Origin of the sequence: Caldalkalibacillus uzonensis (assembly GCF_030814135.1) — a bacterium.
Lineage (GTDB): Bacteria > Bacillota > Bacilli > Caldalkalibacillales > Caldalkalibacillaceae > Caldalkalibacillus > Caldalkalibacillus uzonensis.
In genome coordinates this window covers 1-16,526 of record NZ_JAUSUQ010000004.1, presented here as the reverse complement: position 1 = coordinate 16,526, position 16,526 = coordinate 1, and the positions used below count along the sequence as shown (strand labels likewise).

15 protein-coding genes are annotated in these 16,526 nt (G+C 37.6%); 5 read left to right on the top strand and 10 right to left on the bottom strand.

Annotated elements, in window-relative coordinates; translation table 11 throughout:
• Positions 1-3 precede the first annotated feature (3 nt).
• From J2S00_RS06355 to J2S00_RS06340, 4 genes are read right to left on the bottom strand one after another with little or no spacing between them, the layout of a single operon-like run.
• Entirely contained in the window at positions 4-1,101 is a 1,098-nt protein-coding gene (locus J2S00_RS06355) for an iron-containing alcohol dehydrogenase family protein (protein WP_307336982.1), read from the bottom strand.
• A gap of 20 nt (positions 1,102-1,121) precedes the next feature.
• Positions 1,122-1,832 carry a phosphocholine cytidylyltransferase family protein gene (locus J2S00_RS06350; RefSeq protein WP_307336979.1) on the bottom strand — a complete coding sequence of 237 codons (711 nt, stop codon included), beginning with the start codon at positions 1,830-1,832 and terminating at the stop codon, positions 1,122-1,124.
• A 22-nt stretch (positions 1,833-1,854) separates the two neighbouring features.
• Positions 1,855-2,610: a CDP-alcohol phosphatidyltransferase family protein gene (locus J2S00_RS06345; RefSeq protein ID WP_307336976.1), complete on the bottom strand. Its 756-nt coding sequence runs from the start codon at positions 2,608-2,610 to the stop codon at positions 1,855-1,857.
• Complete coding sequence (locus tag J2S00_RS06340) at positions 2,610-3,623, bottom strand: glycosyltransferase family 2 protein (RefSeq protein ID WP_307336973.1); 1,014 nt, start codon at positions 3,621-3,623, stop codon at positions 2,610-2,612. Before J2S00_RS06340 ends, J2S00_RS06345 begins: the two co-directional genes overlap by 1 nt.
• 190 nt (positions 3,624-3,813) lie before the next feature.
• On the opposite strand from J2S00_RS06340, the gene J2S00_RS06335 reads away from it, so the two are divergent.
• The 4 genes from J2S00_RS06335 (at position 3,814) to J2S00_RS06320 (ending at position 8,700) form a co-directional block, all read left to right on the top strand.
• The gene (locus tag J2S00_RS06335; protein ID WP_307336969.1) at positions 3,814-5,193 is read left to right on the top strand and encodes a sugar transferase; all 1,380 of its coding nucleotides are present in this window, start codon (positions 3,814-3,816) and stop codon (positions 5,191-5,193) included.
• A gap of 23 nt (positions 5,194-5,216) precedes the next feature.
• The gene (locus J2S00_RS06330) at positions 5,217-6,140 is read left to right on the top strand and encodes an NAD-dependent epimerase/dehydratase family protein (protein WP_307336966.1); all 924 of its coding nucleotides are present in this window, start codon (positions 5,217-5,219) and stop codon (positions 6,138-6,140) included.
• A 70-nt stretch (positions 6,141-6,210) separates the two neighbouring features.
• Complete coding sequence (locus J2S00_RS06325) at positions 6,211-7,149, top strand: LCP family protein (protein ID WP_307336963.1); 939 nt, start codon at positions 6,211-6,213, stop codon at positions 7,147-7,149.
• 261 nt (positions 7,150-7,410) lie between these two features.
• Positions 7,411-8,700 carry a nucleotide sugar dehydrogenase gene (locus J2S00_RS06320; RefSeq protein WP_307337634.1) on the top strand — a complete coding sequence of 430 codons (1,290 nt, stop codon included), beginning with the start codon at positions 7,411-7,413 and terminating at the stop codon, positions 8,698-8,700.
• Positions 8,701-8,759: 59 nt separating this feature from the next.
• Here the strand turns inward: J2S00_RS06320 and J2S00_RS06315 are convergent, their stop codons facing one another.
• Genes J2S00_RS06315 through J2S00_RS06290 form a run of 6 tightly spaced genes read right to left on the bottom strand, consistent with a single transcriptional unit; the run spans position 8,760 to position 15,783 of the window.
• Positions 8,760-9,503, bottom strand: coding sequence for a WecB/TagA/CpsF family glycosyltransferase (locus J2S00_RS06315; protein ID WP_307336960.1), 744 nt, complete (start codon positions 9,501-9,503; stop codon positions 8,760-8,762).
• Between the two features lie 15 nt (positions 9,504-9,518).
• On the bottom strand, positions 9,519-10,634 hold the full coding sequence (gene csaB, locus J2S00_RS06310) for a polysaccharide pyruvyl transferase CsaB (protein WP_307336956.1): 1,116 nt from the start codon (positions 10,632-10,634) through the stop codon (positions 9,519-9,521).
• A gap of 1 nt (position 10,635) precedes the next feature.
• Entirely contained in the window at positions 10,636-11,778 is a 1,143-nt protein-coding gene (locus tag J2S00_RS06305; RefSeq protein WP_307336954.1) for a glycosyltransferase family 4 protein, read from the bottom strand.
• The gene (locus tag J2S00_RS06300) at positions 11,778-12,998 is read right to left on the bottom strand and encodes an O-antigen ligase family protein (protein WP_307336951.1); all 1,221 of its coding nucleotides are present in this window, start codon (positions 12,996-12,998) and stop codon (positions 11,778-11,780) included. The genes J2S00_RS06305 and J2S00_RS06300 overlap by 1 nt, the downstream gene beginning before the upstream one ends.
• A 37-nt stretch (positions 12,999-13,035) precedes the next feature.
• Positions 13,036-14,616 carry a murein biosynthesis integral membrane protein MurJ gene (gene murJ / locus J2S00_RS06295; protein ID WP_307336948.1) on the bottom strand — a complete coding sequence of 527 codons (1,581 nt, stop codon included), beginning with the start codon at positions 14,614-14,616 and terminating at the stop codon, positions 13,036-13,038.
• 12 nt (positions 14,617-14,628) lie between these two features.
• Positions 14,629-15,783, bottom strand: coding sequence for a glycosyltransferase (locus J2S00_RS06290; protein ID WP_307336945.1), 1,155 nt, complete (start codon positions 15,781-15,783; stop codon positions 14,629-14,631).
• Positions 15,784-16,288: 505 nt separating this feature from the next.
• On the opposite strand from J2S00_RS06290, the gene J2S00_RS06285 reads away from it, so the two are divergent.
• Entirely contained in the window at positions 16,289-16,489 is a 201-nt protein-coding gene (locus J2S00_RS06285) for a hypothetical protein (RefSeq protein WP_307336942.1), read from the top strand.
• The last annotated feature ends 37 nt before the right edge of the window (positions 16,490-16,526 follow it).

The window sequence follows — 16,526 nt, the reverse complement described above, 5'->3', positions numbered from 1 at the left end:
TTCCTATCTTCCAGTGAAACCGAAGGCTGTTTTGGCTTTGCTTGTTTCACCAAACTCAAACACATCATGAATGAGCTGATTGAGTTGTTTGTCGTTTAAGGAAAACTCATTCAAGATTGTATAACGATTGCGCATGTTAGGAGCCTTGGATATGGCCAGTTTAATTTCTTCTTTTGTATAGCCCAAATCCTTAAAGTGCATTGGCAATCCTAATTGTTGAAAAGCAGGTGTTAAATCTTCTTGGTTACCGTACTCCTTTTGTAAGTATTGAGCAATCAGTACGCCTAAGGCAACCTGTTCTCCATGCAATGCTTTTCCACCACAATAGTAGTCCAAAGCATGGCTGATTAAATGCTCTGCTCCACTACATGGTCTGCTTGAACCAGCGACTGACATGGCTATACCACTCATCACCAAAGATTCAGCAGAGACACGTAGTAGTGTTTCTTCGGATAGTGATTGATTATTAATGACATTTAGAAAGGCCTCTACTGCGTTGTTTGCCATCAGACTGGCAAAGGTATCCATAGTATCCTTATTGGCTTGATGAGCCAGCTTCCAGTCAAAAATCGCTGTTTTGTTTGAAAGTAAATCGCCAAAGCCAGCAATGCATAAACGGTTAGGACTTGATACCAAAATGTCAAGGTCAATTAGTACGGCTTTGGGCATGCTAACACCCAAACTTGTCTTTTTGTCTTTAAGTTTAATCACAGCCACCGGTGAGCATATAGCATCACTGGAAATGGCTGTCGGTAAAAGGATAATTGGAGCTTTTAGGCGTGTACCAACTACCTTGGCTATATCTAATACTTTTCCTCCACCAATGCCAATAATCACTTCGGTTCCCGATTCTAGGCATTGTCTTTCCAATTGGTTAATGACATCTAGCGAGTTATCATGGCAATGTAAAATATGGTACAGTAAGGGATCAAAGGGAACCTGTTCCAATACTTTGTCGGTAACGGTTCTTGTTTGACTGTTACCCGTAATGACGGTAATTTTTCGTCCTTTTATCCAGGAATAAATATCAGGAGAGCTAAGATGGTGAATTGCTCCCCGTTCAATCCTGAGGTGTGCAGGGATATCGATGCTTTTGGACATATTTAACTCCCCCAAATGTTTTAAAGGATAGCATGGGCAATCTGTTTGGCTGCAGCTAAATCATTGAAGTCATCAATTTCAATCCATGGATAACCTTTTGTGTCCACTGGACGTATGGCAATTTTCTGAGCACATGCTTCATATACATTTTCGTACCAAGCATTTGTTTGGCCTTGGTCTATCATCTGCTCTGCTTTTTGGTATAACGTTTGTAACTCATTTTTCCCTAGCTTAGAAATGCCAATATACTCTCCATCAGCTTCACTAAGAGGTATTTTTTTATTGATTAATTGAATGCGGTTATCCGCTATTTTTACCCGCATTGCTTCTTCTGTTAATGTCTTCTGTTGGTCAACCAGAATAGCAGTAGGGTTGGGATCCTCCAATAATAAGGCGATCATTCGCTGATCATAAAAGTCATCAGAATTGATCAATAGAATGTTTTCTCCAATTTGTTTCGTAAGTAAAAATGAATAAATATTGTTCATGGATTCATAGTGTTCATTATAGATGTAGTTGATGTTTGTCCCAGAAAAATATTCCTTAATTTTGTCAAACTGATAACCACCTAGCACGTATATATCTTCGTAGCTAAATCCTGCTTTAAGTACACTATCTACTTGGTAATGAATGAGCGGTCTATCCTTAATACTAATCATTGCCTTGGGTTTATCAGCGGTTTCCGGATACAGACGGCTGCCAATACCTGCAGCTAGGATAACAACTTTCATATTTATACACCTCTTCTTTTGATTAAATGTTTTGGTATGTGACATACAAACGAATGAGGGTCTTGATCAAAAATATCAACAGAAAGCCACCCAAAAAGAGGGCCGCAACGGTGAAGGTTGTCAGGTATTGTAGCAACATGGCCAGTGGCAATATTGTAAAAAAACCTGGTAACCCAGTGAAAAAAGCAATCCACTCGTTCCTTTTTGAAGCTGTCCTCATTTTACTAACTGGATCTTCTTCAATATTGTTTACAATGCTAAAATGAAAAGACAGGGGAACAAGTAAGGCTAACGTGGCCAAGGCAGAAGTGACATAGATAATGATAGACTCTAAAGTGTTGATGGATAAAAACAGGGTCTGTTTGACGAGAGCAAGTCCCACCCCTGTTACGATTGGGATACTCATGGCCCGGATTAACGTATCAAGGAATACGCCTCTTTTTGATGTTACATTCTTTAGTCTAGCCAGTTCACCATCAATACAATCGCATAAATAGGCAAGGTAATAGGCTACCACAGCTACTAAAAATGACCAAGGCGTAGCAACAGCGACCAAGATGCCGGTAGCAAAGAACAAAAGAACGCTGCACCAGCTGACGTGGTTGGGAGTAACCCGTGTTTTGGCAAGCATATATGTTATATAAATAGAAAATCTTCGCAGGATAAACCATGATAATACTTCTTCGTGTTTGCGTGTTTTTTGGCATCTTTCTCTAAGAGCGAGTATCTCTTTTGAATCAAATGGAAGTATAGGATAAAGATACTTGTTTTCCTTCATCAGTTCGACGATTTCCTCCAATACTCCGGGCTTAAGAAACTTAACATTGAACCTAAGCCGCGAGTAAGATGTAAAATGAAAAAGGCCAGCATGGCAGGGAAATAGTAAGCCCATCCATGCTCTCTAATGATTTTTATAGCTGACACAGCCACTAGTAAAAAGTATATCATACTAAGGCCAAGAAAGAGCAAAAGAAAAGTTTGGCTAAGAATAGACATCATAGCTAAAGTTAATCCTGACAGGAAAGCGAGTAAGGGAATGTAATGCCGTAAACGTAGTACCCCTTCACTCTTCCGAGCAGCAATAAAAGTCCATTTGCCATCACCAAGCGATTTTTTTATTAGCCCCCATAACGTATCACGAGCAAAGTAGACTGACTGGATGGTTGTGGAAAGATAAAAATTGCCACCTTGATTACGAATCCTAGCATGCATTTCAAGGTCTTCATTTCGCTGAAGATCTTCCCTAAAGTAACCAACTTGATCAAATATATCCCGGCGATAAGCCCCGTATGGGACAGTATCAACATAACCTTCCCAATGAGTGTTTAACGTCCGGAACTTTGAATTTCCTACTCCGAAGGGATGGGAATAGACATACGCATTAACTTTTCCCCAAAAACCTTTCCCTTTGGTTTTAATGATCCCTCCCACACAAGCAGCATCAGGGACTGTTTGTATAACAGCATATGTTTTAGCTAAGAAATCCTTGGGTATTTGACAATGACCGTCTACTCGTATTACATATCTTCCGTTTGAATTTTTTATCCCTATGTTCCAACCAGATGGAAGAGTTTGCTTAGGATTTTGGAAGCAGCGGATCCGTGACGGGTATAGTTTGATATATTTATCAATAATATCAGGTGTTCGGTCCGATGAAAGACCATCTACAATAATAATTTCATACTTTGAAGAAGGGAATTCTTGATTCAATACCGATTTTAGCAGGTTTTCAAGGTATTTTTCTTCATTACGTACAACTAGGAGGAAAGAAAAAGTGGGTTTTGTGAACATCATCATCTACTCCCGCACGTTCAAAAAATTGTCGTTTTATGCGTATTGATTAATGTATTGACATCGGCTTATTTATTCGACATAATCTTAATTTAGTACACACTAGCTGACAAGTGCAATGACAAATTTGTGAAACCATGTCTGAAGTGGCTATATGTTTATGAATCTTAAGGTTCGGGGGAGATGCCCGATGCGAAATCAGTATTTACATAATCTGAAAAAACACAAGTTCATTATATTAATGGTAGACCTGGTAATAATCGGTTTAGCTTATGTTCTTTCTTTTAGTTTAAGATACAGTGAAATTCCTCAAAGAAACTGGGATTCATTTCTTGCTCTATTACCATGGATTCTCTTAATTGGTCTGTTTTTCTTATCAATTTATGAATTATACCAATTGGAACGGAAAACAAATTGGGATATTGTCACAGGCGTATGTGTAGCTGTTACTTTTATGGCTTTTCTCACCATGGCCTCATCCTTCCTGTTCCGTGAATTTGCCTTACCCAGATCAATTATTTTGATTGCCAGCTTGTTTATGATCTTAGTGTTGATCTTATGGAAAATTAGCTATCGATCCCTGGTTTTTAATAGAAAGTTGAGTAGTGTTCTGTTGGTTGGTACGGATGATGAAGTCAAAAAAGTGATATCACATCTCAAACATCCCTTGCTTAGAGCAACTAAAATAAAGCATGTCCAACCTAACACATCTATAGAGAAAATTGATGACCTGTTAAAGAATGTTGACTATGTGTTTATATGTCCCAGTATTTCCAAAGAGAAAAAGTCAGAGATCATTTATCACACAATTGAAGCAGATAAAATTGTGTATGTGATTCCCACGTTGTATGAGCTGTTAATGACAAGGGCAACAATCACCTCATTGGATGATACTATGGTTATGTCTGTTCAACCCTTTGGTTTAACATGGGATCAGCAGCTGATCAAAAGAATATTTGATATTGTCTTATCAACTGTGCTGATCGTTTTATTGTCACCTTTGCTATTTTTGGTCGCCATTCTGATCAAATTAGAGGACCCTAAGGGGAGCATTATCTATAAACAGAGGCGGATAGGGCTTCATAACAAAGAGTTCACGGTTTATAAATTCCGCTCCATGATCGAGGGAGCAGAGGATAAAACTGGTCCAACATTAGCAGCCAAAAATGATGAACGGATTACAAAAGTAGGTAAAGTGATCCGGGCCATGCGGTTGGATGAACTTCCCCAGTTGTACAATGTTTTAAAAGGAGATATGTCCATTGTAGGGCCCAGACCTGAACGTCCTGTATTCACCAAAGAACTGTCTCGAAAGTATAACAATTACTCCTACCGCAGTACAGTTAAACCTGGAATTACTGGTTTTGCTCAAATTATGGGCAAATATACAACCGATGTCGAAGATAAGTTAAGATATGATCTTTATTATATAAGAAACTATTCTTTATGGCTGGATTTAATTATTTTGTTACGTACTATTATTGTACTTTTAGATAAAACAAAATCCGAGGGAGAACAGCTTGAAACTAGACATATTAACTATAAGCAAAAGGAAGACATCTCTCTATAGAACTCAATAGAAAGTGTGGTACGATGAGCACAGTCTTGGTTACAGGAGGAGCGGGTTTTGTGGGCTCCCATGTTGTTGATCAGTTACAAGAAAAAAACTATAACGCTGTGGTGGTGGACAACCTCTCGTCCGGTAAGCTTGAGAATATTTCTGAGGATACTGCTTTTTATACCTTGGATATTGTTTCTCCTGATTTAGAAACGGTTTTTGATAAGCATCGGCCTGAGGTTGTGATTCATCTAGCCGCGCAAAGCCATGTGGGGGTGTCCCTGGAGGACAGGAAAGGGGATGCGCAGGTTAATGTGATGGGAACCATTAACCTGTTGGACTTGTGTAAAGCATATGAAGTAAAGCATGTTATTTTCTCATCTACAGCCGCAGTATATGGTGATCAAGAACAACTTCCAATCACTGAGGAAGCTCCGCATCATCCGCTATCACCATACGCATTGTCTAAATTAACTGCTGAAAGGTATATACAGCTTTATGCTGGCTTATATGGATTTGTATACACCATACTCCGTTTTTCCAATGTCTACGGTCCCCGGCAGGCCAACGCAGCTGAATCTGGAGTTATTACAAAGTTTGCAGAGAGACTCTTAACTAACCAATCCCCCATTATTTATGGAGACGGAACACAAACCCGAGATTTTATATTCGTAAAAGATGTTGCGGCCGGTATAGTAAATGTGTTACAAAATGAGAGTGAGGGAATTTTTAATTTAAGTACCGCAAGTGAAACCAGCCTTAAGGAAATATTGTCTACAATGTATGAATTGATAGGAAAACAAATCGAGCCAACCTATTTGCCCTTTAGAAAAGGGGACATCTACAGAAGTTGTTTATCTAACAGCAAAGCCGAGAATGCTTTGGGCTGGACCCCCCAGACGTCACTACGATCTGGGATCAAGGAAACTTTGCAGTATTTCAAAAATAAACTTGATTAGCTTATATCTTCTGTTTTCTAACACGGAAATACTACCCTAGGGAGGGACTTTTTGAGTGTCTCGTTTAAAAATGTTTCTACTCATCATTCTCTTGACCGCTTTGGTAGCAGTAACTGGCAGTGTGGTTTATTTTGGTACCCAAGCCCAGCAAGTTTGGAATCAGATTCATGAAGAACGGGATGATGAAGCAGACAGTGAAAAAAAAGAAAAACCAGCTATGACCGAACCCTTTACCCTCCTGTTGTTGGGTGTTGACAATGAAGGTGGACGCCTGGAGGGGCGTTCCGATGTCATTATGCTGGCTGTTATTGATCCTAATCAGGATCAAATCAATTTGTTGTCCATCCCTAGAGATACGTATACTTATTTTCCTACTCAAGGGCGATATGACAAAATTAATCATGCTTACGCTTTTGGTATAAATACGGCCATAAAAACAATTGAACATTTTGTTGCTGTACCCATTGACTATTACGTCGCACTTAACTTTGATGCCTTTAGGGACTTTGTAGATTTAATAGGCGGCGTTAAAATTGATGCTGAACGGGATATGTTTCATCAAAACTCTAGGGTCACCATTGACATTCGGCAAGGTGAGCAGTTTTTAAATGGTGAAGAAGCATTGTTCTATGTCAGGTTCAGAAGAGATGCGGAAGGTGATTTTGGGCGTATGAGAAGGCAGCAGCAAATGGTGCGTGCTCTCCTGGATCAGACTTTAAACTTGAGGACTGTTGGAAATGCAAATCAGATTCTAAGTATTATAGGTGAAAACGTTCGGACTGACATTCCTTTCTCTCAATTGATCAAGCTGATTCAACAGTTTTCAAATATTACCGGTGATAATGTGAAGTCTATGACAGTAAATGGCGAAGGAGAAAGAATTGATGGGATCTCGTATGTAATAGTGTCTGAAGAGGAACAGAGGCGTGTACAGCAAGAAATGAGAAGGCTTTTAGGTCTAACTGAAAATGTTCAATACCATTCTACCTTTGATCAACAATTACACTGATCGTCTATGGGCAATACAGAGTTAAACTTCTTCTGATTGCAGAAGAAGTTTATTATATGTCTACATGCTGTTAATTACTAATGAAAAAGACAATAGTTTCTAAACAATAGGTGTTTTACAGTTTTTGGACTAGACTCTTCAAACCCTAAAAAGGTATCATGATAGTTAAGGTCCAAGTATTGTAATGTTATTTGTGAGAAAAAGTTTAATCAATAAATGAGATCATCTGGGAGCTGATTTGTAGTGAAAAAGCTGTGTGTCATGGGTCTAGGATATATTGGCTTACCTACGGCTGTAATCTTCGCCAAACATGGGTTTAATGTACACGGAGTGGATATAAACCCCTCTGTTATTAACAAATTGAAAAATAAAGAACTGCACATTGAAGAACATGGTTTAAAAGAAATGTTAATTGAAGTAATAGAAACGGGAAGGTTGACTTTTTCGACAGAGCCAGTTAAGGCAGACGCCTTTATAATTGCTGTACCCACCCCGATTAATAAAGATAAAACAGCAAATCTCAATTATGTTAAGACTGCGACGGAGATGATTGTACCTAATCTCGAAAAAGGTAATCTTGTAATTTTAGAGTCAACAGTACCACCACGTACAGTAGAGCACATTATGATCCCTATTTTAAAAAAATCAGGATTATCTATAGGGGATGAGTTATTTGTATCACATTCTCCTGAAAGAGTTCTTCCAGGTAGGATAATAGAAGAACTTATATTAAACGATAGAATCGTCGGGGGAATTAATGAGAAATCAAGTCAGCTCACAGCTGAGCTTTATCAAATATTTGTAACAGGAAAAATTCATATAACTGATGCAACGACCGCAGAGATGGTAAAATTAATGGAAAATATTTATCGTGACGTAAATATTGCTTTGGCTAATGAGTTTGCTCGTATTGCAGAAAGGGTAGGGTTTAATGTGTGGGAAGCAATCGAGCTGGCTAATCAGCATCCAAGAGTTAATCTTCATATGCCTGGTCCAGGAGTTGGAGGACATTGTATAGCGGTTGACCCATGGTTTGTTATTGAACATGCTCCAGAAGAATCAAAGTTAATCTCATTGGCACGAAAGATCAACGATTCAACCCCGTTCCATGTAGCTAACGTTATTGAAAAGTATGTAAAGGACATAGAAAAACCGATTATATCTTTGCTTGGACTTGCCTTTAAAGGTAATGTTAACGATATTCGTGAAAGCCCATCTTTAAAAGTTATTGAACTGTTAAGAAAAAAAGGGTTCCAGCTTAAGATCTATGACCCATATATTAACCAACATATTGAAGGTAAAGTGAATGATGTAAAAGAAGTTGCTAAGGGATCTGATTTATTGGTTATTTTAACTGACCATCATATTTTTAAAGAGATAGACTTTAAAATGATCAAAGGGCTTATGAGACGGCAGGTTGTGTTTGATACCAGACATATTTTAAATAAAGGTCAATTAGAATCAGCAGGATATCATTACATTGAATTAGGCTCCCCGCTGTCGATGTATAATTGTGATAAGCAAATATGTTTTTCTCTAATTGATCATTAATTACGAAAAGCCCTCCTGTTGGTAAAAAATATAATTACCGAGGAGGGTTAGTCTTTTTATTAAATTGATCTTGTGAATTTATACCTAATAACTCTCCATAAAAAAAGCGGTAACCTTAACATTCTCCTATACCTTGACGGTTGTTTATAAAGTCTGTATAACCATTCCAGTCCAATTTTCTGCATCCATTTGGGAGCACGTTTTACATATCCTGTAAGAACGTCAAATGATCCTCCTACTCCCATTGCTACATAAACAGGTAAATTATCAAAATACTTGGCTATCCATTTCTCCTGTCGTGGCGAACCTAATGCTACGAATAAAAAATCTGGTTTTACTTCATTTATTTTACTCAAAATCATACCATGGTCTTTCTCATATCCATGTTGATGTCCTGCAATAATTAAATTAGGGTACCTTTGGGAAACTACTTTAATCAAACGGTGATTGACCTCTGGTTTACCTCCGAAAAAAAATACTCTCTTTCCCTCTTCATTGGCATAATCCAAAAGCTTCTCAAATAATTGTATTCCTGTTACCCGTGATAATCTGCTTTCTCCTAAGATTATAGCAGCGATTATTAAACCAAAACCATCAGGTATTAATAAGGTTGCTTTATGTTTAAGAATTATTGCAAGTTCATTGTCTTTCAAGCCAGCAATAATCTTTTCTGGATTTTGAGCCACAATAAAATGCTTGTTTTTATTTTCGCATTCTTTAATAATAAGCTTAAGGGTTTGATCAATGTTAAGATTATCTATAGGAAAACCTAAAACGTGAATTCGTTTTGGCTTTCTAGACATCATAATCCCTCACAATTAAAAAGTTGATAGCAATTCTTTTACAATTTCAACATTGCGCATATTTCTTTTTTGTAATATTGGTATGTTTACCTCCAATTGGGTCTTTACATATTGCTTGGTTTCCCACCAGGTCTCTAATGAAGATGTTAATTTTTCTTCATTTGTAAGGTCAGCTGTTATATCGAAGGTATGTTTATGCAAGTCCAGTTGTGACATAAAATGATACACCTTGGGGTCATATACTAATCCAAAACAAGGTGTAAATGAAATGGCACTTAAAATTAAAGCGTGGAGTCTCATGGCAATTACTCCATTAGTTTGACTAATCATGGCAGCGATTTGTTCTGGTGTATAATGCCCCTTGATGATAAAACTTTTATTGGGATCAAGGCGTCCTATCATCCGTTTACATATTTTTTCATCAACTTGTTTTTGAAATGGAAAAAAGATATAATTTAAGTCATATTTCTGTTGCAAGTACGATAACGCCACTTGCAGTACAGGCAAGTATTTATAGTCGTTATACCATGGCCTTAATCCAACGCCGACAAAATTCTTGTGACAATTAATTGGGATACCTTCATTTCTTAAGAGATAATTTCCATCAGAGTGGATCTCAATGCCTAATGCCGGGTCTGCAGTAAGTTCAATCTTTGTTTTATCTATTCCTATAGTTTGGAGTAAATGAAGTGAATTTGAATCTCTTACTGTAATATAATTAACTTTATTTGAGATCTTTTTAACCAGCCAACGTGAAAATTGAGTTTGTAAAGGTCCTATGCCCTGAGCATAGTACATAATCGGTGTTCCTGCTTTTAGAGCTAGTATAACTCGGCTTAGCCAAAAAGGTACAACCCTTTTAGTGTAATCTTGTAATAGACCGCCACCGCCGAGAATAAATAAATCTGTGGATTTAAGAGAGCGATAAATGTTATTTAACCCTTTAAACTTTCTTCCGATATAGATGCTTTTGACATTATGCATTTGCTCTGTTTTTTGGGGACTTTTACTTAATACAGTAACATTATTAAACCCATTTTGAGATAATGAATCAATGATTCCAGTTAAGATTGCTTCATCACCTAAATTATCAGCTCCGTAATATCCTGCAACCATAATCTGTTTATCCATGCTATTTAATGCGCTCCTTATATGCTTTTTGTGTGCTTTTTAAAATTTGATGATAAACATTGAGAGTATTAGTTACAAAAGTATTTTCTGTGAAATACTTTTTAAAGGCAAAATAACCATTTTCACCTAATAATTTTCTTTTATTATTATTTGAAATGAGATCGATGATTTTTTCACAATACATAGGAATATCACTATTGGGTACTGTCTCACCATTATTAGCCAGTTCTACGACCTCAGGGATTCCTCCTACAGCAGAAACCACTACGGGTGTTTGTGCAGCCATCGCTTCTAATAACGTAATTGGTAATCCTTCCATTCTTGAAGTAAGAAGGAAAATATCTGCTTGTTCTAATAGATTTTGAATATCGTTTCGGAAGCCAAGGAAATGAATTTGTTTATCCAGTCCCAGTTTAGTAACCTCATTTTGCAAATCAGTTTTTAAGGGTCCATCCCCTGCAATAATAGCTGACACTTTTACATCCATTTCTTGAAGCCTCTTAACGATGTGAATAAACAGCTTTTGATTTTTTACAGGCTCCAGTCGGCCGACTGTAATTAAAAGGGGGAGATGCGCAGGGATATTTAACTCTTTTCTTATATCCCTTTTCTTGTCACTATTAAGCAAATCATCTGAAATACCGTTATATACCACTGATACTTTATTTGGGGCTACACCATCATTTATTAATTCATGTTTTAATGATTTTGACACAGTAATAAACTGGTCAGTTAAAGGCCTAGTCCATTGCTCAATTCGATGATAAAACCATTTTTTCAGCAATGTTGAATAATCATAATAAATAGAACTGTGAACAGTAGTAACAACCGGTATTTCTAAGTTATATGCAGCAAGTCTGCCAATAAAATTTCCACGAACACCATGTGTATGAATGATATCAGGTTTTAATTTAGTTATTAGTCTTCTTAACGAAAAGATTGCACGCATATCTATAATACTATTCATAGGCAAATAGTAACAGGGGATTTTATATTTTTGAGCATCCTCCATAATCGGCCCATTAATAAAACATACAATTTCAGATTGAATACGCTCATTACGGTTTAAATTTTTTGTAAGAGTAATAAGGTGATTCCGAGAACCACCTTTTTCTGCCCCTCCAATGACCTGAAGTACTTTCATTACTTGGAAATTTTCTCCTTTCGACTTTGGTATTCTTGCCATTTTAAGCCAAAGATAATTCCAACAATCGCATAGTAGAATACGCCAACAGTTAAAGCTTCCCAAATGCTTGCCGTTACGTTTTGAACAGCAATGACTATAGTTACACTAGCTAGACCAATGTATAGCGATTTAGTAAAGGAATTATTTGCTTGTTTTGCTGAGCGATGTGGTAACCAAAACAGACTAAAGACAAAAACTACAAAAGCTAGTAAACCGAAAACACCAATTTCGGCGCCGATTTTTAAGTAATGGTTATCAACCCAAGTAGCAAAGGGGATTTGATGTCTTAAGGGTACTGAATCACCAAACATTCCTACCCCTACACCGAACAAAGGATTATCTATCATTCTTTCTAATGCTTCTTTCCAAAAGGCAATCCGACCATACTCGCTACTCATTTGATAATATTCTGGATCAAACAGTACCATTATTCGTTGGATGATACTCTTTGGTAAAACAAAAGGGAGTACTAAAGTTGCTATTGGTATGCTTAATAGCCATTTTTTATTGCACATCCAAATAACGTATAGAACCATCATACAAAAAGCAATCCAAGCTCCTCTTGATAAAGTGAATAACAGTGCAATAAAAAGAATCACAGCAATACCGGAGTATATCCACCGTTTCTGTTTATGCATTAAAATCCGAGGAATGAGCATGGCCAGCATCATGTTATAAAATGCAGCTACGGCATTGGGGTTACTGAATATGGAGACTGCTCGAAACTGCTCACTAGGGTGGTTCCATCTTGATGTATCAATTTGAAAAACAAACTCAATAATGCCCAAAAAGGCGATAATTCCCGCACTGATGTACATCCAGTGAAAAAAGCGCTGAAGTAGCATTTTGTTGTCAGATAAATACATAGTAAGCAATCCGAAAAGGATAGGCTGATAAATTACTCTCATGGCGTCAATAGCTACAGCTAGAGGAACAACATGAATAACCATTGAACTTACACAAAAAATGAAATAAAGTAAAAAAGGTATCTTTACATAATTGGGTACAACCACGAATCTGTTTTCATTTTTTTTATATATCCATAGAGCAATTATGATGGCAAATAAAAATAGTTCATCCCACAGGCCACTGATAGAATCAGGAAAAATATAACGTAATAGAAAGTCTAACCATGGAAATAGGATTAGGATCCACAACAATCGCTGCAGTAATAACATGACTGATGTCCTTTCATCCAAAATAATAGATCATTTGTTAATGTGTCTTTCTTTTAGTAAGACGTAGTCGTTCCTTGAGCCAGATAACCTCTTCAGTGTTTAATCTAAACACGAGTAAAAGATAAACAACAGATCCTAATATGAAACTGGACAATGTTCGAACCCACAAATGCCATCCTGATGGATTAGTCAATATTTGTGCTCCCAAGTGGTAAAAGCTGTACACAACAGCTGAAAATATAATGACATTTAATATAATTTGACGCCATGCATTTGTCTGTTGTCTTCCATAATTTTGCATACTTAGCTTTTTGTTAAGTATAAACCTTAATCGAATATATGCAATAAAAGCAGCTAGTGAAGTCGACCCAGCAATTCCAATAATGCCATAGCGTGGGACCAGAATCAACATGAATCCGATATTTAAAGCAACAAGAATAAGATTATTTACTACAGGGGTCCAAGTGTCATGCAGAGCATAAAATGTTCTTGTCATAATATCCCGCATAGCGAAAGAAAACAGCGTCAAACTGTAAAATACTAGTGCGGTGCTGGTAAGGTGAACAGATTGTATGTCAAATTGCCCTCTTTGAAACAAGATGGAAATAATTGGTTCAGGTAAAATAATCAAAACAGCCATGATTGGAAAAAGAACAATGGCGATAAGTCGGTAGCATTGCAATAATAATCTATTTGTACTTTCCATATCATGTTTTGATATTTGTTCAGCTACTACAGGTAATAAGGGTAGGACTAATGCCCCCACAAAAATGCTTTGGGGTAGCTGAGTAACACGCTGGGCATAATTTAAAGCGGCTAAACTTCCTTCATCAAGTGTTGATCCCATCATTCTGTCAACAATAAAATTGACTTGAAAAGCAGCCATGCTCAAAAAAATAGGAAATATAAGTCTCGCAAATTGTTTTAAGTCCTGGTTAATGGTCAAATGTGGCTTAAAGTAATTTTTTTTGTATATGTTCACTACTATTAAAATTAAAAAATGGACGCTTATCCCAACAGCCATTCCCACCATTAAGCTTTGGACCCCAAATTGTGAAGAAAAATACACCAACCCGATAATGATTCCACCGTTATAAAAAAGAGAACCCATTGCAGGGGCCAGATAATGTTGTGATGCATTTAGAATTGCGGACAAAAAACCAATAAGGCCGATTAACACAAAGGCAGGTAAAATAATGATTAGCATCTCTGCCGTTAATGTTAGCCCTTCTGGGGAAAAACCGCTGACATATATCTTGACAAATTCATCCATAAGAAAATAGAGAGAAATCGCTATGGATGTTAATGAAAAGCAGATAAATACAAATACACTGCCTAATAACTTCTCAATTCTGACCAAATGATTTTCAGTTTTTAATTTTATTATGAGTGGAATTAAAGTGGCTGACAAGGCACCACCTATAATTGTTAATAAAAGTGTTGGTATAGTAAAGGCTGCCACAAAAGCGTCTGCTTCCATGCTTGTACCATATTTTGCCGCCATAAACAATTCCCGAATAAACCCCATTAAACGGCTGAATACAGTAACACCCATAATCAAAACTGTGGCCCCAAATATTTTTCTTAGTGGAGATACACTTGATGCTTGGTTAACCATATGACTTTCCCTCTACTTTTGTAATGATTGTATCAAATGCTCAGCATATTGCCAGCGACTATCCCAAGAATTATCCTGACCTACCTTTTGGCGTTTTTCTCTGTTTACATCGTTTATGTTTGAGTCAAGAATTCTGTCAATTGAGACTATGGTTTCCTGTTTATCCTTGGCTATTTCAATAAGTCCTTCAAAATGTTTCACTTCCGGAAGTGGTGTTGAGATAACAGGTTTGCCTGATGACATATATTCATACAGTTTTATTGGATTAACACTCTTTGTCAGTTCGTTGATTTTAAAGGGGATCCAGCAGATATCAAATTTACGCAAGTAATAGGGTAAGTGTTCGTATCTCCTGGGTCCAATAAAATGTACATTTGATAAGGCTTCCAAGAGACTAATATCTGTTGCTATTGGTCCTATAAAGATAAAATTGCAATCAGGGCGGCTGTCGGCAACCTGTTTAACTAAGGACAGGTCAACCCAATCACTAATTCCCCCAATAAAACCAATGGTGGGATGAGATAAATCAGCCACATCAGCAGGAATCTCTTCTTCGGTAATAGATGCAGTTTTTGCAAAAAAATCATGATCAGTTCCGTTAGGAATTAGATAAAAGTTTGGATTCCAGGCTTTTCTGTCACTATACAACTTGTGTGATGTGGCAAAACATATGTCAGCTTGCCTCATTAAATCTTTTTCCATTTCTAAAACTATTTTTTTATCGACAAAACCTGAAAAAGAACCATGATCATCCACACAATCGTAAATGACTGCTTCAACATTTAGATAGGGAAGCATGTCCACAGTGTTAGGTAAGAAAGTGTATAAGGTAACTTTGCTATTAGAGAACGATTGCAATGCTTTTGTTATTGTTTTTGCCATTATTCTTTGATTGATACGATTGATTGTTCGATTCATATTTCCAAACGGAAAAATGGGAGGTAAAGAAAGGAGATATAAAGATTCGGTTTCTTTCCGTAGCCCTTCACGCCAATATTTCCATCGTTCAATCGTTGTCCTATTTTTGAGGGGAGAGATTAAAGTAGCTGGTGGTTCTACATACAGAACAGTCCAATTATTCAGTGCTGCTCTTCTAGCAAAATGATGGGGACGATGTTGAATACCGTCCCACATTCCTGCAGATATGGTAAGTAATATCTTATTCATATCTATTCCCCTTGTATATTATGTTTTAGCCTTCATTTGAAGGTCTTTGAAACCTAAAACTGTTCCTTGAAAATTGAATAAAGATTCGTTTTGGTGATGGAGAACATAGCTTCGTAATGAGCGTTTGCTTGCGAAGCAAGCGAACGCGAATGAGAAGAAAGCAAGCGTAAGCGCGCTAGTCATTATGCAGTTCATTTCGGTGTTTACGATCTTGGGCTGTCTTTGGGAAAATAGCCTTAGGTGTCTACCAAGGGAATGTTCCGATTTCCCCCTGTTGCCCCTTTATAGGGTGTCTTCCGAAAAAAGCGTGTTCCCCTGGCCCCATGATATAGACCTACACGCTGACTGTTTCCCAGCCGATCATCCCTCCTCGAAGCAGAGGGAGGCACGTGCACCGATGATCCCTGGTGTATTCCAATAGCTCGTAAGGCAGTCGTTCATGGGTTTCCCAGGGACATCCCAGGATCGTAGGCACTGTGATCTTCATGCGAAGGAGGTGATCGATATGACTTCCCCCTTGTTTGTCGGAATCGATGTAGGCAGCGAAAGCAACGTGGTTTGCTGTCTGACCCGGGACGAGGAGAAACGGCCCCTCAGCCGGTTTAGCATCACCAACAATCGCCCCGGTATCCTGGAATTACAAGAGCGAGGATCTCACCAGGGAGAGTCATTTCCTCATGACCAACTTGTATCTAAAGTTCAGTGACTATACCATTACTGGACCGTTTCGCAGAAACAAGTTG